Genomic DNA, 17854 nt, shown 5'->3' with positions numbered 1-17854 from the left:
TGCTGACTGCTGCAAATATGATAAAGTCAGACTATAAACTAGCGCTGTGAGAAGACAATGATGAACCCTATCAATCAGGAAAGGCTGCTTGCTCAGGCTGAAAGCCTGTGCCAACAACGAAACGTCCGGCTGACACCGCAACGTCTTGAAGTTTTGCGTTTGATGGCGCAGCAACCTGGCGCAATCAGTGCTTATGACCTGTTGGATTTACTGCGTGTATCGGAACCGCAAGCTAAGCCACCAACAGTCTACCGTGCGTTAGATTTCTTGCTAGAACAAGGTTTTATTCACCGTGTAGAATCAGCAAACAGCTATGTGCTGTGCCATCACTTTGAAGAGCCAACCCATACTTCGGCACTCTTTATCTGTGATCGCTGCAAGATAGTGACTGAACGGACTACTGTCGGCATTGAAGAATCTCTGGCACAACTGGCCAAACAGTCGGGCTTTACCCTGCGCCATACTGTGGTTGAAGCTCATGGTTTATGTGCTGAATGTGGAGAAGTCGAAGCCTGCGAAAGCCATGATCATTGTGATCATGACCATTCTATTGTGGCTAAAAAGAAATAGTCCCTGATGGTAAAAGCAAGCTGTCGCCAGATAGGCGGCAGGACAAACATAAGTGGGATTAGAATAGTAGAAAGTATGGATGGACTTTAAATAAAGCACGTCCTTGTGCTGATTCGATATAAATATGACACCAATAGAATATTGTTAATTATTAAATTTCCCACTCATTTAATTTTAAAAAATAGAAAAGGAATGGTTACTTAACAAATAAATATTCTATAAAACTAGAGACCAAATATATTTATATCGATATCAGTTTAATTCCATTTAACGCTGCTACCAGCGATATTTACTATGATCTTCCCAGGCTTTAACTTCTTTCTCGGCTTGCTCTTTCTGATAGCCGTATTTTTCCTGGATTTTACCCACCAGTTGGTCACGCTTACCTTCAATGACTGTCAGGTCATCATCGGTTAACTTGCCCCATTTCTCTTTCACTTTACCTTTAAACTGCTTCCAGTTACCGTCGGCTTGATCTTTATTCATAATATCTCCGTTACCTTAGAATTAGTCAGTTTATTTAATTCAATACGGTAAATAATTTAAATTAAACATCGTTACTTCGCTTACCGTATGAATAACTATAGCAGAGGATACTGATAATTAAAGTCAGACTAATATTAATCACTGTCACTTAGGTAATAAACAGAAAAGAAAAATTCGTAATATTCAGTTAAAACAGCAAGTAATAACTTATTATCGGAATGTTCTCAAACTAAATAAGGAGAAATAGGAAAGGTATTAAAATAAGTTATATACCCTTCATGCTGAAGGGTATATATGAACGACTAAAATCAGATCCAATCGCCATTGCGGATGACACCAACGGCCAGCCCTTCAATAGTGAAGTTTTGTTCACGCAGATCGACCACAATCGGCTGAAACTCACTGTTCTCTGGCAGAAGCTGTACGATATTACCTTGTTTTTTCAAACGTTTTACCGTTACTTCATCGTCAATACGCGCAACAACCACTTGTCCATTACGCACATCCTGAGTTTTATGTACTGCCAGCAAGTCGCCGTCCAGAATGCCGATATCTCTCATCGACATTCCATTAACCCGTAACAGGAAATCTGCGCTCGGCTTAAACATGGAAGGATCGACTTTATAGTGCCCTTCAATGTGCTGCTGCGCTAATAGTGGCTCACCTGCGGCAACCCGGCCAATAAGTGGTAAACCATCTTCCTCTTCCATCAATAGACGGATACCGCGAGAAGCGCCGGAGACAATCTCGATAACGCCCTTACGGGCCAGTGCTTTTAAATGCTCTTCAGCAGCGTTAGGAGAACGAAATCCCAGACGCTGCGCAATTTCGGCACGGGTCGGTGGCATACCTGTTTGCGATAGGTGATCGCGCACAAGGTCATAAACCTCTTGCTGTCTGGTAGTAAGTGCTTTCATTCCGCCCCCTGTTTGTTTATACAGTCTTGCTGTGAGTATATACAGGTAAGCGGGTATTTGGAACTAAAGAGTGAATAAAAACAGGGATTAATCACTGTTTACATCTACAGCGTTGTTCGTCGCATTCTTAGCCGAGATGTTGCCAGAGCACTGTTATCCAGATAAATAGCGCCAACAAAATGGCCAAAAACACGGCAGCAGACCCCATATCCTTGGCTCGACCTGATAGTTCATGGAGTTCACTGCCGATGCGGTCCACCACCGCTTCAATAGCGCTATTGATGACTTCAACAATGATGACTAACACCACACTCGCGATCAATAAAATACGCGCTATGACATCTACATCCAGCCAGAAGGCCAGTATGATAGCGAGTATGGCAGCCACTGCTTCCTGACGAAATGCGGCTTCATTTTTCCAGGCGGCGGTTAAACCTTTCACAGAATAACCAGCGGCTTTATAGATTCGGGTTAATCCTGTTGACTGATTTGCCATTTTTATTGCCTTTATCTTAAGTTAATGATGATTTTTGCCGCTTTCTGTTGTCTTATCACCACAGATCTCAAAACCAGTTTCTGGTATCCTTGCGACGAATTGCTAACAAGAGGCTTCATGTAGTTATGTCAGGTTGGCGTAAAATATATTATAAGTTATTGAATTTACCACTTAAATTATTGGTAAAAAGCAAGGTTATTCCGGCAGATCCTGTGACTGAGTTAGGGTTAGACCCATCTCGTCCTATTCTGTACGTTTTGCCTTACAATTCTAAGGCTGATTTACTGACTTTGCGAGCGCAGTGTCAGGCCCAGGATCTGCCCGACCCATTGATTCCATTGGAAATCGATGGCGTGCAGCTTCCCAGCCATGTCTTTATCGATAACGGCCCAAGGGTGTTTCGCTACTATGCCCCGAAGCAGGAATCGGTAAAAATATTCCACGATTATCTCGATCTGCATCGCAATAACCCGGAGCTGGATATTCAAATGCTGCCGGTGTCGGTGATGTTTGGCCGCTCTCCAGGCCGCGAAGGCCACGGTACGCCACATTTGCGCGTACTAAACGGTGTGCAGAAATTCTTTGCAGTATTGTGGCTGGGCCGCGATAGCTTTGTGCGTTTCTCGACCACGGTTTCACTGCGCCGGATGGCCAGTGAGCATGGTACAGATAAAACGATTGCCCACAAACTGGCACGCGTAGCGCGGATGCACTTCTCGCGCCAGCGTTTGGCGGCGGTCGGCCCGAGCTTACCGGCGCGTCAAGACCTATTCAAGAAGCTGTTAACATCCAAAGCGATTGAAAAAGCGGTCGCTGATGAAGCTCGCACCAAGAAAATCTCCCATGAGAAAGCACAGCAAAACGCCATTACGCTGATGGAAGAAATTGCTGCTGACTTCTCTTATGAAGCCGTGCGTCTGTCGGATAGGGTTTTGAGCTGGACGTGGAACCGCTTGTATCAGGGGATTAACGTCCATAATGCAGAGCGTGTACGGCAGTTAGCGCAAGATGGCCATGAAATCGTCTATGTGCCTTGCCACCGCAGCCACATGGATTACCTGCTGCTTTCCTATGTCCTTTATCACCAGGGGCTGGTGCCGCCGCATATTGCTGCCGGTATCAACCTTAATTTCTGGCCTGCTGGCCCGATCTTCCGCCGCTTAGGTGCTTTCTTTATCCGCCGCACCTTTAAAGGCAACAAGCTCTATTCCACCGTATTCCGTGAATATCTGGGTGAGTTATTCACCCGTGGCTACTCAGTGGAATACTTTGTTGAAGGTGGGCGCTCACGTACCGGCCGTCTGCTGGAGCCCAAAACCGGCACATTGTCGATGACCATACAGGCGATGCTGCGCGGCGGTTCACGCCCAATCACCTTGGTGCCGATTTACATCGGTTACGAGCATGTGATGGAAGTGGGTACTTACGCCAAAGAGCTACGTGGTGCGACTAAAGAGAAAGAGAGCCTGTTGCAGATGTTGCGCGGCTTGCGCAAGCTGCGCAATCTCGGTCAAGGCTACGTCAACTTTGGTGAGCCGATACCGTTGACCACCTATCTGAACACCAATGTGCCGCAGTGGCGTGATGCTATCGATCCTATTGAAGCACAGCGCCCAAGCTGGCTGACGCCGGCGGTGAATGATTTGGCCGGTAAGATTATGGTCCGAATTAACAATGCGGCAGCAGCCAATGCCATGAACTTGTGTTCTACCGCATTGTTAGCTTCACGTCAGCGTTCACTCACCCGCGAGCAGTTACTTGAGCAACTTGATTGCTACTTGCAACTGATGCGCAATGTGCCTTATGCGAAAGATGTTACCGTGCCGGATAAAACGCCGGAAGAGTTACTTAATCACGCCTTGAATATGAATAAGTTCGAGGTGGAGAAAGACAATATTGGTGACATTATCATCCTGCCACGGGAACAAGCCGTGCTGATGACCTACTATCGCAATAACATCCAGCACTTGCTGATCCTGCCATCGCTGATTGCCAGCATGGTAATGTACCAACGGCGTATTACCCGCGCCGAGTTGTTACGTCAAATCAGTATGATCTACCCGATGCTGAAAGCTGAGCTATTCCTGCATTACAGCAAAGAGGAATTGCCACAAACCCTGGATACGCTGATTGATGAACTGGCGCGCCAGCAGTTGATTTGCGACAAAGGGAATGAGTTAGTGCTGAACCCAGCCCGTATTCGCCCACTGCAATTACTGGCGGCGGGTGTGCGAGAAACCCTGCAACGTTATGCGATTACGCTGTCATTACTGAGTGCAAACCCAAGTATCAATCGCGGTGCACTGGAGAAAGAGAGTCGCATTATGGCACAGCGTTTGTCTGTGCTACATGGGATTAACGCACCGGAATTCTTCGATAAAGCGGTGTTCTCAACCTTGGTGGGCACGTTGCGCGAAGAGGGTTATATCAGCGACAGCGGTGATGCTATTCAGGAGAATACGCTGGAAGTTTATAATATGCTGAGCGCATTGATGACTCCGGAAGTAAAACTGACGATTGAAAGTGTCAGTATGCCGGCAGAAACCAATAATTTGCTGCCAGAACCCGAGGCAGAAGATAAAGAAGAAAACTAACTCTTCGCGCTGTTAAGCAAAAACAAAAATGGCCGGATTCATCATCTGGCCATTTTTTTATAGATAACTAATGAAGATCCCGAGAAACAAGACCAATCCCACATAATTATTATTCAAAAATGCGCGGAAGCATGGGTCACGTTCACGCCCGGCAATCATCTTCTGTTGGTGGACAAACAACGCGCCAGCCAACAAGATTGACCAATAAAATGCTCCGCCAAGATTCATCAGCCAGCCAATAGTCACCATCAGAATCAGTGTTGCCAGTTGCAGCAAACCAATAATCAGTTTGTCCTGTTGACCAAACAAAATCGCAGTAGATTTGACGCCAATTTTCAGGTCATCGTCACGATCGACCATGGCATATTGGGTGTCATAAGCCACCGTCCAGCAGATATTCGCCAATAAAAGCAACCAACAAACCAAAGGTAAACTTTCACTGACAGCAGCAAACCCCATGGGAATTGACCAGCCAAAGGCTGCACCCAAAACCACCTGCGGCAGATGTGTCACCCGCTTCATAAAGGGATAGACCCAGGCTAATGCCAGCGCTGCCAATGATAGCCAGATGGTCATGCTATTGAGCGTGAGTACCAACCCAAACGAGAGCAATACCAACACGACAAACAGGACTTTGCTTTCTCTCTCACTGATAAGGCCGCTAGGTAATGGCCGTGATGCGGTGCGTTTCACAAAACCGTCAATGCGCCGATCAGCATAATCGTTGACGACACACCCAGCTGCGCGCATAAAAAAGACGCCCAAGACAAAAACAATCAATATTTTGGTGTCGGGAATACCTTTCCCTGCCAACCATAATGCCCACAGTGTCGGCCATAGCAGTAATAATGAACCAATGGGCTTATCGATACGCATCAAACGGCAATAAGCCCGCCATTTGTTTTGAACATCACTTCCCTTCAATTTCTCGCTCTCCAAAATCTCACCAACCCTTACATCGAATAAAGCGGCGAGGCCGGTAAAAAAACTTCAGTCAGTAACAGGGGTTTACCTGATAAACGCAGCAACGAACGTCGCGCCCAAAGCGCCTCCTGCCTCCCGATTTGAATATAATCCCGGGTTAAATTGTTACCACCAAATAAATAGCGACCAAGCGGTAATGTGCCTAAATCCACCAGCGCCCGATCAGGGCCAGACAGTGTTTCTTCGGGAATAATAGTACGCCCCAGCAGCCACGGTTCATTATCGCCACACAACACAATCTCGCGCAGCCAATAGCGCTCACTTACCGGCAAATGCTCAGCATCTTCGCCTAATGCATGACGTGTAATAAAGCATTCTCGCTGTGGCTCGACATGAACCCGCTGGCAATGCTGCTCAAAACGTCGGGTCATTGAACCTAATTCCATCAGCCAATCTGCGATATCAACTGGTAAGTTCGGCTGCTCAATGGCACACCATTGGATAGGTTTTATAATTGATGCATCACCGGTAGACATACAACTCCCTGCCAGGGATAAAAAGCTATCCCAGCTAATTCGCCAATAGGGAGCCATTGTAGCGCAGAATAGTCCTCTGGCGACACGGGTAGTCGAATCAGATGATCTCCACCACAACAGATAATTAACTAAAATAGCTTTAGCGCCCGCACCACTGAGTCAGTAACTGAATAATACGTTGTATCGCTGGGTCATCCTTTTGTGTTTTATGAACATAAGCATTTAAATTGTATATTTGCTCAAATAAGAAAGGACAATCAACCGCACGCAGATCCAGCATCTGACTACAAAAATCTGCAAATGGTGCAGGAATAAAGATCACTGCATCTGTCATTTTCACGTGAAGCAACAAATTGATTAGTGAGGAACTACGATAAGTACGGTTCATCAAGTGATAGCCATCAAAAGCCACCACAAAGGTTTCGCGCTCCAAAGATTCTTGAATGGGGATCCAACTGACTAATTTTTCAGACTTTAACTGTTCAACCGTAACAGTATTACCCAAACGAGGGTGGCCTTTGCGGCATAATAACACCGTGCCATGGAGATATATGGGGTATTTCACGATCGAACTGTCGTCTTCTATAGTCTGACCAATATCAATATCCGTTTGTTTTTTACGCAAGGCCTCCTGCCGCGACTTGGCATTCAACAAGTGATACAAAAAATCCAGTGATGGGGGTGTCGTAAGCTCTTTAGACGTTAAAAACTGATGTGAAAGCCGCATTTCAACCAATGAATTACAGCGAATACGGATAGTCTTCTTATCCAAAAGGGGTTTGAGGTTGTCCGGTTTATCCACTGACTGCCCTAGCGCATCTAACGCCGGTTTGAACACTTTGTAGAGTTCAAGTGCAATCGCGGTAGGTTGCATTCCCTCTTCGGAACGAAAAAATAAGGCATCGCTATAATAGCGCCTCAATTTGTTTAAGGCATAACTCACGGCAGAAATGCCCATATCTAAACGCAGAGCCGCCTGAGTCACGGTTCCTGTTTCCACAACTGCACAGAGAATACGAATCAAATTCAGATCCAGGTATTGTTTTGTCATCATTATTTTATCTTGTTTATTTTATAACCATCAGTATAGATGGTATTTTCTAATTTATAGAAAATGGTTTTTGTATTTTTCGTTGGATTTTAGAATCAAATACAGCTTTAATTAACTCATCAATTGAATTACACCTTATATAAAAAATATTTTCTCAACAATCTTTTCTCAACATAAGAGTTATCCGAACACAATAAATGTATTCCTAATGACTTAAAGGTGTCCCTGGCAGGATAATGCGTAACATGAAAAATTACCATTCACCTTGATTTTAAAATTCCATGGTAAATCTATGTCTGAGCACTCAGAGAATTCCATAAATATTTTCATTCTTACTTTTAATAAATTACTCAATTACTCACTAGTGGAATTTATATTAAACATCATTCCAACCAGTGATATATCCACAATGAACATTAAAATAATATCTAAGGAAAAAGTCAGTGAAATTATTTTATCACTATTAAAATCAAGAAATAAGTCCGTTATCATCCTGGATTTTGACAGCCTGTTTTTCCCTGAGAAGTTACAAATTATTGAAAAGTTAAGTGCAGCAAGTCGTAATTTTAAAACTATCGCACTATGTAATGCACCGGAATTTATAAATTTTTCCAACCTTTATACTTCATTATTTGATGACGTGTTGAGAAAAAACTCACCACTCGTGTTGTTCAGGGAGAAAATCCTCAATAAAATTAATGAATTATTGAATTTTAATGCCTGCGAAACAGAGTATTTACCATTAGCGCATTATCAATTTTTAATGCTAACACCTAAAGAGCACGTCATTTTAAAGAAGATAATGTCAGGTAAGAATAACAATGACATCGCCAGAGATCTGTTCATCAGTCATAAGACTGTATGTACTCACCGCTCTAATATTTATGCAAAATTTAGCGTGAAAACATTAGCTGGACTTTATAACTACTTAAAGAAAGAGTCATTGATTAATACGACGTATTTTAACACTAGTATCAGATGACAGTTAATTAACACAGTCATTAACAAACAAAAAACAATCCAAAAATAAAAAGATATCAGCTTAACTAAACTCACTCTTAAATAAGCAACTGATTAAAGTCAGGGCCACATTAGCGAGGTTCATTATCGTTATAAAAACAGCCAAATAATAACATGTTATTTTAACCTAATCGTAACAAGTCAGCGAATAATGAATGATAACGTTTATTATTTGATATTAGTACACACCCAAGAAACAACTCTATTTAAATTGGTTTAATCAAAAGATACACATATTACTCAGGAAAATAGTCATCGCTACTATTGCCTGAAACTGGAGTTTATTATGAACAAAATCTATCGGTTAGTCTGGAATTCTGCGCAAAAAAACTGGGTTGTCGCCAGTGAGTTTTCTGCAGTGAAAGGCAAAGGTAAAAGTAGCGCTCATCGCGTGCTGCTTCGTGCTGGCAATATTGCCAAAGCATTCACCACAGCGTTAGCTATGATTCCTGTTATTTCTTTTGCTGATATCGCTGTTACTGGGGATGTAAATCAAAGCAACCCGACAAACCCTTCATGGGCGATTCCTGATTCATTAATTGTCGGTAATGTCACTTCCGGTACACTCACTGTTTCTAACGGCGGGAGCCTGACTAGCGGAATTTCTGCAACAAATTCGAATTATATCGGTAAGGTTGCAGGCTCTACGGGCCAGGTTAACATTATCGGACAGGGTTCCCAGTGGACCACCAACGGTGGGTTAGTGATAGGTAACTTTGGTAATGGTTCTCTGCGAATCTTAGATGGCGGCGTTGTGACAAGCCAATCCAATGCAGATATCGGTGCGAATAATACCGCCTCTGGTTATGTCGAAGTAAGTGGCAAAGATTCCCGTTGGAGCATTAATGACGGTCTTGAAATGGAGGGCCACAATAGCACCATGCTTATCTCAAATGGTGCTGTGGTAACCAGTGGTTACACGTATATGGATGCTGATGTAGGGTTGGTCAACGTCACAGGATCAGGCTCTCGCTGGGATAATAAAAACTCACTGATAGTTGCATTATTCCAAGGGAATGACGATACGATCAATATCACTGATGGTGCCGTCGTCACCAACACTTCAGCGCTTGTTGGTTTAAATAATAATGCAACCGGTCGGATTAATGTCTCAGGCCCAGGTTCTACATGGCAAAACAGCAGCTATTTGCTCTTAGGTGCCTCCGGTGGTCACGGTGTGATGACCGTGTCTAATGGCGGGAGTGTAACCAGTGTAAACAGCTCTCTCGCCGAAAAAGCTGGCTCTCAAGGTGAAGTGCTGGTGACTGGCGCGGGTTCTTCCTGGAAAGATACCGGTAGTAATATCAGCATTGGGAATTGGGATGGCAAAGGTTCAGTAACTGTCAATGATGGTGCTTTAGTGGAAAGCAATGCAATTAATATCACCAAGGGTCAGGCAGCTACTGGGGTGTTAAATATTGGTAGTGCCGCAGGAGTCGCTGCAACAGCAGCTGGCAACATTATCAGCCCAACCATCACCCTAGGGATAGGTGATAGTTCTATCGTCTTCAATCATACCGATACAGATTATCAATTTAATCCTCTCATTGATGGCCAAGGTAAAGTCTCGATCTATAGCGGTACTACGGTTCTCAACGCTCTGAATACCTATGCAGGTACAACAACCATTGATGGCGGTGTTTTACGGGCTGGCACCAGCAGTGCTTTCAGTGCAGCATCTGATTACGACGTACATAGTGCTGGGCAATTGGACTTAGCTGGTTATGACCAAACTCTGGCTAACCTGCATAACGCTGGTTTAGTGAGTTTTAATGGTGCACCTGGAACAGTATTGACCATCACTGGTGACTATACCGGTAATGATGGTTTCTTAAATTTCAACACGGCACTGAATGACGATAATTCTGCGACTGATAAGTTACTAGTTGAAGGTAATACCTCAGGCACTACGTATGTCAGTGTCACGAATATCGGTGGCTCTGGAGCAGCGACGCTGAATGGAATTGAGCTAGTACAGGTAAATGGCCTTTCTGACGGTGAGTTTGTTAAGAATGGTCGTATTGTCGCTGGCGCTTATGATTATTCTCTGGTTCGTGGTGCAGATGCCAATGCAGGCAACTGGTATCTGACCAGTTCAGCTATCCCAGCTGACGATCCGGTTAAACCACTGCCGCCACCGCCAGTACCGCCAGTACCGCCAGTGCCACCAGTACCGCCAGTGCCACCAGTACCACCAGTACCACCGATTGTTCCGATTTCGCCAGTGGAGCCAAGAACATCAGCTAGCCCGGCAGCATCACCACAATTAGAACGCCCTGAAGCTGGTGGCTACGCCGCTAACTTGTCGGCAGCAAATAATCTGTTTGTCACAACACTGCATGACCGTTTAGGTGAAACACAATATATCGACGCCCTGACTGGTGAGAAGAAAGTCACCAGTATGTGGATGCGTAATGAGGGCGGCCATACTCAATCCCATGATAGTTATGGTCAACTGGGTACTCAGGCCAACCGCTACGTGTTGCAATTAGGGGGGGATATTGCCCAGTGGAGCAATGATGGTCAGGATCGTTTACATCTGGGGATAATGGTTGGCTATGGCAACAGCCAAAGCAAAACCGAATCTCACCTATCCGGTTATAGCGCGGATGCAGCAGTCGATGGTTATAGCACAGGTGTATACGGTACTTGGTATGCCAACGAAACCGATAAGTCTGGTTTATATGTGGATAGTTGGGCGCAATACAGCTGGTTCAATAACACCGTTGACGGTCAGGATTTGAATAGCGAAGAGTACAAATCTAAAGGGGTGACTGCCTCTATCGAAAGTGGCTATACCTTTAAAATTGGTGAGAATAGCGCTAAAAACGCGACCTACTTTATCCAGCCTAAAGCACAGGCAATCTGGATGGGTGTCAAAGCCGATGACCATAAGGAAACTAACGGGACTAATGTGTCAGGAGAAGGTGATGGTAATATCCAGACTCGTCTTGGAATTAGAGCTTTTATGAATGGTTATAGCGATCAGGATAAAGGTAAAGACCGAGTGTTCCAGCCGTTTGTTGAAGCCAACTGGATCCATAATACTAAAGACTTCGGTACAATTATGGATACCGTGACCGTTAATCAGGCCGGTACTGCCAATATCGCAGAGTTGAAAGTAGGTGTGGAAGGCCAGATCAACAAGAAATTGAATATCTGGGGTAACGTTGGTCAGCAGGTTGGTAGTAAAAGCTACAGTGATACTAACGTGATGCTGGGCGTTAAATACAACTTCTAGAAATAACGTAAGATGTCTCCCCGCGACTATATCAGCCGAGGGGAGATATACACCTGATAGTTAAAGTTATTATTAATTAAACACCATTGCTAATGACAAGTATTAAGCAATACCTAAACCTGAGGTTTAGGTATTGCCTCCTCAATAGATATTTTCAGCCCCATAAATTATTACTTATCTACTGTCTCTCTACCGAGCCAACAAACTAAGGCGTAGCGAACTAAATTAGGCTGAGTGCATACAGCGTCCAGAACAACACAAAGAAAAAAGGTGCGCCGAGGCGCACCAATCATCCAGCCATATTCGGCAGTGCCGGGATTTACCCCTTGCCTTTTACACTACCAATAAAGGTTTTTCGGGCTGAAGTTGAGCCCAAATGTTCCGCTTCGTTCAACAATTTCAGCGCCTTATCGACATCACCGGCTTTCACCGCGTCTTTAATCGCCTGGTTGAAGTAGTTTTCAGTCTCACTCAGCATTGGCTCTGCCGGTTTTGCCGCGACTGGTGCCGCGACTGCCGCTGGCTGGGCAGTGCTGCCCACCACTACTGGTGCTGATGCCGGTGTTGACTGTATTAAGCCAATCATCACGTTACCCATACCTTGCTCGGCAGTGGCTTTAATTCTCAAATTACCGGTCGGGATATGTTTGGCAATAGGATCCGGAATATCGGGCACTGCATTACCCACGCCCATGGCATAAGCCTTCGCCGGATCCAGTAACTTGGTGGTTTTAGCCAGATCATCACGGGTGGTGTAGACCAACAGATAGATCTGCTTTTGTCCCAGTGCCGGAGTCAATTTCATCACTCCTTGCAAGCGATCGCTGGTCATAATGCCCGCTTTTTCATAAGTGAAATAGCTGGAAGGATAATAAGCCGCCGGGCGCATTTGTTCGTCTAACACTAATACGCTCGGAGCAAATAATTGGTTGTCTGTCACTAAACTGCTGAGCGTGATCTCCATCGATCCACGATCGGCTGGTAAAGCAAAAGCGGCCACCGCCCCTTCTACATTCCCTTGCGAGATTTGCGGGCTGGAAGCGGTTAGTTTGATGTCTTGCGTCACCGGTGGCACTAATGGCTGCCAGGGCAATTGTTGTAATGTCGCAGTACTGATAGTTGGCGCAATAGAAACATTCGCCGGAGAAATCGTTGATTCGGCTTGTACTGCAAGAGGTGCGGTGACCCCCAGAGCCAATGCCAGACAGAGTGTCAGCAGATTCTTTTTCATTGTTATACCCTCGTACATTGAGCGTCAGCGCTAACTGTGCACAGGCAAGGTCGGCAAAGTTAACCAATCTACCCGTCATACTTCAAGCTGCATGTGCGTTGGCTTCACTCAATCACCCGTATCACTTACTTATGTAAGCTCATCGGGATTATCTCGCTTGCCGCCTTCCTGCAACTCGAATTATTTTGGGTATGCTTCTTGTTGTCAGCAGAATGCGGGTCATCGCCCGCACACCGGTAACACAGTTATTTCAGCAAACAGAACAGCCGCCCCAAAGGACGGCTGTATCACTTCTGTTACCACCAGGCTTCGAATTGCGCGCCGAAGGTCACTTCATTGCTCTTACCACGGCTATCTGTACCCGCAGTGCCATTTTGCGCCAGACCGTAGTCAGGGCCATTAGCTCCACTCGGCAGCTTCGCATTGTTATAGCCCCACTTCTCATCCCAGTTGGCATAAGTTGCGAAGATACGGATTGCCGGACGAGACCAAATGCTGTCACCTGCCTGCCATTGTTGTGCCAGGGTCAGTTTGTATTGACCGTTACGGTCACCAGTACGTTGTGACTTAACATTGTCGTAGCCCGCTTCCAGCAAGGTACTCATGATTGGCGTCCATTTGTACATTGGGCGCACACCCACGCTGTACCATGTGGTGCCGTTGTTGTTGTCCCAGTCAGTATCCTGATACAACGCGACATACATCATGTCCCACTTCTCTGCCAGATTGATGGCACCGTGGTCGATAACACGCAGCATGTGGCCGTTGTTGTTGACAGACGTCCCTTGTGAATGGCCGCTGTTCCATGAAGTCATAGAGTCAGTCGCATACTGAACTACAAATTTGTTAAAGCCACCCATCATGCTTTGGGTATGTTCAGCGGTCAGCATCACGCCATCTTTAGAGGCATCAGGAGCTAATGTATAACCATCCTGGGTGTTGGCGCGGCCATAGTCCACACCGAACTCCAATGAACCGCCTGGGTTGGTTTCCAGGCCAGCTAAACGGATGTCATACACATCGTTAACAGTTTTGTCAGCATCTTTACGTGCATTATCAATCCAGGCGCTTGAACCACCCGCTTCTGAGTTACGGGTTGCAGCCACAGACAATTTACCGAAGCCCAGATCAATAGCTTCTAAACCTGCACCTGGGCCGGAAATATCCCAGTAGTAGAAGTCAATCATATGGACGTCATGACGTTGATAGAAGCGCTTACCTGCCCACATGGTGGAACCTGGCAAGGATTCGATCAGATTCTTACCCTGCACGTTGGCTTCACGGAAAGCCGGATCAGTGGATTCCCAGTCATCACGTTGTGAAACGGAATAGGCTACGTTGGTATCTAAGTAGAAGCTCTTATCACCTTCTTTCCACAATTCCTGGCCTAATTTAAGTTCCGCATAAGTTTCACACTCGTTACCCAGACGGTATTTACTTTGAGCACCGGTTGTTTTGAAACATTGTTGTTCACCGCCACTTCCCGTCCAGCCGATACCGGAACGCGCATACCCGTGGAAATCAACAGCCATAGCTTGAGTGGAAAGGACACCAGCGGCAACAGCCAGTGCTATCGGTAACTTGCGCAGAGTAGTCATCAGTAATCTCCTGTTATATTTGCCTGTCGGCATGCGTGCTTAACATTTTCCGAAACCGGTCGTCGTGGTAACTAGACGCCCAGTTCTTGGTACAATCGCTTACACGCAGTGCCATCTTCACGGAACAGATGACAACGGTATGGCGGCAGACCGATGGCGAATGTTGCACCTTCTTCTACCAGCACCACGTCGTTCTGGCGGTAGACCAGGTTTTGACGTATTGCAGGGATTTGGATGTGAATTTGAGTCTCATTACCCAGTTGCTCTACCACCTGAATCTCGCCTTCCAGCGTGACTTCAGAGGCACTGCTTGGCAGCAGATGTTCCGGGCGGATACCCAAAGACATATTTGCACCGACATGAACTCGCTCACCTTCCACCGGCAGCCACACTAACTGCCCATTAGGATTTGGCAGTTCGATCTGCACCTGATGAGGTTCAACGGCGGTCACTTTAACCGGTAAAAAATTCATTTTTGGCGAGCCGATAAAGCCCGCGACAAAGCGGTTGGCTGGATAGTGGTACAGTTCCAGTGGCTTACCGACTTGCGCCACATTGCCGGCATCCAGCACCACAATTTTGTCGGCCAAGGTCATGGCTTCGACCTGATCGTGGGTGACGTAAATCATGGTGCGTTGCAGGCGTTTATGGAGGCGTGATATCTCAATGCGCATCTGTACTCGCAGTGCCGCATCCAGGTTGGAAAGCGGTTCATCAAGCAGGAAGACATCCGGCTCGGCGACCAAGGTACGGCCGATGGCCACACGCTGACGCTGACCACCGGATAACGCTTTAGGTCGGCGTTCCAACAGGTGAGCCAGTTGCAGCACTTCAGCTACCTGATTCACCCGTTGGTTAATTTCCGCTTTCTTCGCACCGGCCAATTTCAGGCCGAAAGACATGTTTTCTGCCACAGATAAATGGGGGTAAAGCGCATATGACTGGAACACCATGCCAATACCGCGCTCTGACGGTGGCACTTCATTCATCCGTTTACCGCCAATCAACAACTCACCCGAGGTAATATCCTCAAGACCGGCAATCATCCGCAGCAGCGTTGACTTTCCACACCCGGATGGCCCAACAAAGACAACAAATTCACCGTCATTGATTTCCAAATTGATGTCTTTGGAAATCACAGCCTCACCAAAGGCCTTATAAACGCCGCTCAGCGTTACATTAGCCATCTGTTACTCCTTTGCTTACGCAAACAACTTTTCATATGAACCTGACTGAAGAAAAATGGCGGAAGCAAATTCCGGCATGACCCATCGATTACTCCCAGTCCCCTGATGACTCTCTTGCTGCGCGCCGTACCGCCATGCCTTAGCAAGGTTGCCCCGGACGACGTCGCGGCCTGAGTATAGGGCCGCACGTTGGTTAAAGCTGCAACGTCCTGATCTACCTGGGTAATAATTAACCGAACAACCACATTTGGTTGGTGACGCTATTTCAATGGTGCTGACACTGTTTCAATGACGGCGATAATGCGGGAGTAGCACTATTTGGTAATCATCCGTAACAAAGTTTTTCGTGGGGGAGGAGATGGGAGGATGAGGGAACGACCACTGCGAGCAGAAGTTCCATCACAAATACAAATACGTGACCTGACACGCAAATTTCGACCTACATTATTGTGCCTGACACCACAGAATAGGCAGCAGTGTTAAGTCGATCACAATAACTCGTTGGGGGGCGTAGAGAGGGGGAGGATGATGCTGTATCTAGTTGTGACTCAATATGTCAGCGTAATGTATTAGTCCCTGTAATAAATGTAATGACTCACAAGAAAGTCGGTACCCACAAAATTGGATAAAAGGATTGGATTATGACTCGCAGCTTCACAAAATCCGGCATTGGTAAGACCGCACGTGTTTTGGCCCTTTCAGCGTTAACCACACTGGTGCTCTCTTCCTCTGCTTTTGCCAAGATTGAAGAAGGTAAACTGGTTATCTGGATTAATGGCGATAAAGGCTATAACGGATTGGCGGAAGTCGGTAAGAAATTTGAAAAAGACACCGGCATCAAAGTCACTATCGAGCACCCAGATAAACTGGAAGAAAAATTCCCACAAGTGGCTGCGACCGGTGATGGCCCGGACATTATCTTCTGGGCACATGACCGCTTTGGTGGCTACGCGCAATCTGGCTTGCTGGCCGAACTGCACCCATCTAAAGCCTTCCAGGACAAACTGTTCCCGTTCACTTGGGACGCCGTGCGCTTTAATGGCAAACTGATTGGTTACCCAGTGGCGGTAGAAGCACTGTCTCTGATTTACAACAAAGACCTGATCAAAGAAGCACCGAAGACTTGGGAAGAGATTCCTGCACTGGATACCACCCTGCGTGCTAACGGCAAGAGCGCCATCATGTGGAACCTGCAAGAACCCTACTTCACCTGGCCACTTATCGCCGCTGACGGCGGTTATGCTTTCAAATCCGAAAATGGCATCTATGATGTCAAAAACGTCGGCGTAAATAATGCGGGTGCCAAAGCCGGCCTGCAATTTATTGTCGATCTAGTGAAGAACAAACACATCAATGCTGATACTGATTACTCCATCGCAGAAGCAGCCTTTAATAAAGGCGAAACCGCGATGACCATCAATGGCCCGTGGGCATGGTCAAACATTGATAAGAGTAAAATCAACTACGGTGTGACGTTGCTGCCAACTTTCCATGGCCAACCGTCCAAACCGTTCGTCGGTGTTCTGACTGCCGGTATTAACGCCGCCAGCCCGAACAAAGAACTGGCGACTGAATTCCTGGAAAACTATCTGATTACCGACCAAGGCCTGGCCGAAGTCAATAAAGATAAGCCTCTGGGCGCTGTTGCACTGAAATCATTCCAGGAGCAACTGGCAAAAGATCCACGTATTGCGGCAACTATGGCTAACGCCACCAAAGGCGAAATCATGCCAAATATTCCGCAAATGGCCGCCTTCTGGTATGCAACTCGCAGCGCGGTGCTGAACGCCATCAGTGGACGTCAGACCGTGGAAGCTGCATTGAACGACGCAGCAGCCCGTATCGTTAAGTAACTGTTTCACCTGCAAAAGGGGCGCGGTTCGCCGTGCCCCGACAGTACTCGCTGTAACATACTCAAAGTAATTGATGTTGCAGCAAGGCAGCCAATGAACGAATCCCAATGAGCTTACTCAAGTAAGTGATTAGGGTGAGAGAGAGCAGCT

General features: G+C 46.3%; 14 protein-coding genes and 1 pseudogene. 5 read left to right on the top strand and 10 right to left on the bottom strand.

Going from position 1 to position 17854, the window contains the following annotated elements; translation table 11 throughout:
• Positions 1-60 precede the first annotated feature (60 nt).
• On the top strand, positions 61-570 hold the full coding sequence (zur, locus tag FTB31_RS09030) for a zinc uptake transcriptional repressor Zur (RefSeq protein WP_050078171.1): 510 nt from the start codon (positions 61-63) through the stop codon (positions 568-570).
• Between the two features lie 276 nt (positions 571-846).
• Here the strand turns inward: zur and FTB31_RS09025 are convergent, their stop codons facing one another.
• From FTB31_RS09025 to FTB31_RS09015, 3 genes are all read right to left on the bottom strand, one after another.
• Positions 847-1056: a CsbD family protein gene (locus tag FTB31_RS09025; protein WP_004391853.1), complete on the bottom strand. Its 210-nt coding sequence runs from the start codon at positions 1054-1056 to the stop codon at positions 847-849.
• A 308-nt stretch (positions 1057-1364) separates the two neighbouring features.
• On the bottom strand, positions 1365-1973 hold the full coding sequence (gene lexA, locus FTB31_RS09020) for a transcriptional repressor LexA (protein WP_050078169.1): 609 nt from the start codon (positions 1971-1973) through the stop codon (positions 1365-1367).
• A 127-nt stretch (positions 1974-2100) separates the two neighbouring features.
• A complete protein-coding gene (locus tag FTB31_RS09015) occupies positions 2101-2469 on the bottom strand; it encodes a diacylglycerol kinase (protein ID WP_050078168.1) in 369 nt (122 codons plus the stop codon).
• Positions 2470-2594: 125 nt separating this feature from the next.
• Here FTB31_RS09015 and plsB point away from each other — a divergent pair, with 125 nt between their 5' ends.
• The gene (plsB, locus tag FTB31_RS09010; protein ID WP_050078167.1) at positions 2595-5063 is read left to right on the top strand and encodes a glycerol-3-phosphate 1-O-acyltransferase PlsB; all 2469 of its coding nucleotides are present in this window, start codon (positions 2595-2597) and stop codon (positions 5061-5063) included.
• A gap of 57 nt (positions 5064-5120) precedes the next feature.
• Here the strand turns inward: plsB and ubiA are convergent, their stop codons facing one another.
• The 3 genes from ubiA to FTB31_RS08995 form a co-directional block, all read right to left on the bottom strand.
• Positions 5121-5987, bottom strand: coding sequence for a 4-hydroxybenzoate octaprenyltransferase (gene ubiA / locus FTB31_RS09005; RefSeq protein WP_050078266.1), 867 nt, complete (start codon positions 5985-5987; stop codon positions 5121-5123).
• 29 nt (positions 5988-6016) lie between these two features.
• Positions 6017-6523 carry a chorismate lyase gene (gene ubiC, locus FTB31_RS09000; RefSeq protein ID WP_050078165.1) on the bottom strand — a complete coding sequence of 169 codons (507 nt, stop codon included), beginning with the start codon at positions 6521-6523 and terminating at the stop codon, positions 6017-6019.
• Positions 6524-6662: 139 nt separating this feature from the next.
• On the bottom strand, positions 6663-7547 hold the full coding sequence (locus FTB31_RS08995; protein ID WP_175631748.1) for a LysR family transcriptional regulator: 885 nt from the start codon (positions 7545-7547) through the stop codon (positions 6663-6665).
• A 319-nt stretch (positions 7548-7866) separates the two neighbouring features.
• Between FTB31_RS08995 and FTB31_RS08990 the strand changes: the two genes are divergently transcribed.
• Positions 7867-8556 (top strand): helix-turn-helix transcriptional regulator, encoded by a 690-nt coding sequence (locus tag FTB31_RS08990; RefSeq protein WP_077295442.1) that lies wholly within the window; start codon positions 7867-7869, stop codon positions 8554-8556.
• Between the two features lie 324 nt (positions 8557-8880).
• Entirely contained in the window at positions 8881-11835 is a 2955-nt protein-coding gene (locus FTB31_RS08985) for an autotransporter outer membrane beta-barrel domain-containing protein (protein ID WP_227731297.1), read from the top strand.
• Between the two features lie 319 nt (positions 11836-12154).
• Here the strand turns inward: FTB31_RS08985 and malM are convergent, their stop codons facing one another.
• The 4 genes and pseudogenes from malM to FTB31_RS08965 all read right to left on the bottom strand — a co-directional run bounded on the left by malM (position 12155) and on the right by FTB31_RS08965 (position 16096).
• Entirely contained in the window at positions 12155-13066 is a 912-nt protein-coding gene (malM, locus tag FTB31_RS08980; RefSeq protein WP_050078161.1) for a maltose operon protein MalM, read from the bottom strand.
• A 296-nt stretch (positions 13067-13362) separates the two neighbouring features.
• On the bottom strand, positions 13363-14664 hold the full coding sequence (locus tag FTB31_RS08975; RefSeq protein ID WP_050078160.1) for a maltoporin: 1302 nt from the start codon (positions 14662-14664) through the stop codon (positions 13363-13365).
• A gap of 71 nt (positions 14665-14735) precedes the next feature.
• Positions 14736-15851, bottom strand: coding sequence for a maltose/maltodextrin ABC transporter ATP-binding protein MalK (malK, locus tag FTB31_RS08970; protein WP_050078159.1), 1116 nt, complete (start codon positions 15849-15851; stop codon positions 14736-14738).
• Between the two features lie 15 nt (positions 15852-15866).
• A pseudogene (locus FTB31_RS08965) lies at positions 15867-16096 on the bottom strand (hypothetical protein).
• 396 nt (positions 16097-16492) lie between these two features.
• On the opposite strand from FTB31_RS08965, the gene malE reads away from it, so the two are divergent.
• Complete coding sequence (gene malE, locus FTB31_RS08960) at positions 16493-17704, top strand: maltose/maltodextrin ABC transporter substrate-binding protein MalE (protein ID WP_050078158.1); 1212 nt, start codon at positions 16493-16495, stop codon at positions 17702-17704.
• The last annotated feature ends 150 nt before the right edge of the window (positions 17705-17854 follow it).

The sequence above is a fragment of the Yersinia proxima genome (assembly GCF_902170785.1).
Lineage (GTDB): Bacteria > Pseudomonadota > Gammaproteobacteria > Enterobacterales > Enterobacteriaceae > Yersinia > Yersinia proxima.
The sequence above is the reverse complement of the archived record's forward strand: the minus strand, read 5'-3'. Positions and strand labels throughout refer to the sequence as shown.

Bases quoted from the DNA above. Each gene is read 5' to 3' on its own strand.
- FTB31_RS08975 (WP_050078160.1), bottom strand. From the start codon at position 14,664: ATGACTACTCTGCGCAAGTTACCGATAGCACTGGCTGTTGCCGCTGGT.
- malM (WP_050078161.1), bottom strand. From the start codon at position 13,066: ATGAAAAAGAATCTGCTGACACTCTGTCTGGCATTGGCTCTGGGGGTC.
- zur (WP_050078171.1), top strand. From the start codon at position 61: ATGAACCCTATCAATCAGGAAAGGCTGCTTGCTCAGGCTGAAAGCCTG.
- FTB31_RS08990 (WP_077295442.1), top strand. From the start codon at position 7,867: ATGTCTGAGCACTCAGAGAATTCCATAAATATTTTCATTCTTACTTTT.
- malE (WP_050078158.1), top strand. From the start codon at position 16,493: ATGACTCGCAGCTTCACAAAATCCGGCATTGGTAAGACCGCACGTGTT.
- ubiC (WP_050078165.1), bottom strand. From the start codon at position 6,523: ATGTCTACCGGTGATGCATCAATTATAAAACCTATCCAATGGTGTGCC.
- malK (WP_050078159.1), bottom strand. From the start codon at position 15,851: ATGGCTAATGTAACGCTGAGCGGCGTTTATAAGGCCTTTGGTGAGGCT.
- FTB31_RS09015 (WP_050078168.1), bottom strand. From the start codon at position 2,469: ATGGCAAATCAGTCAACAGGATTAACCCGAATCTATAAAGCCGCTGGT.
- lexA (WP_050078169.1), bottom strand. From the start codon at position 1,973: ATGAAAGCACTTACTACCAGACAGCAAGAGGTTTATGACCTTGTGCGC.
- plsB (WP_050078167.1), top strand. From the start codon at position 2,595: ATGTCAGGTTGGCGTAAAATATATTATAAGTTATTGAATTTACCACTT.
- FTB31_RS08985 (WP_227731297.1), top strand. From the start codon at position 8,881: ATGAACAAAATCTATCGGTTAGTCTGGAATTCTGCGCAAAAAAACTGG.
- FTB31_RS09025 (WP_004391853.1), bottom strand. From the start codon at position 1,056: ATGAATAAAGATCAAGCCGACGGTAACTGGAAGCAGTTTAAAGGTAAA.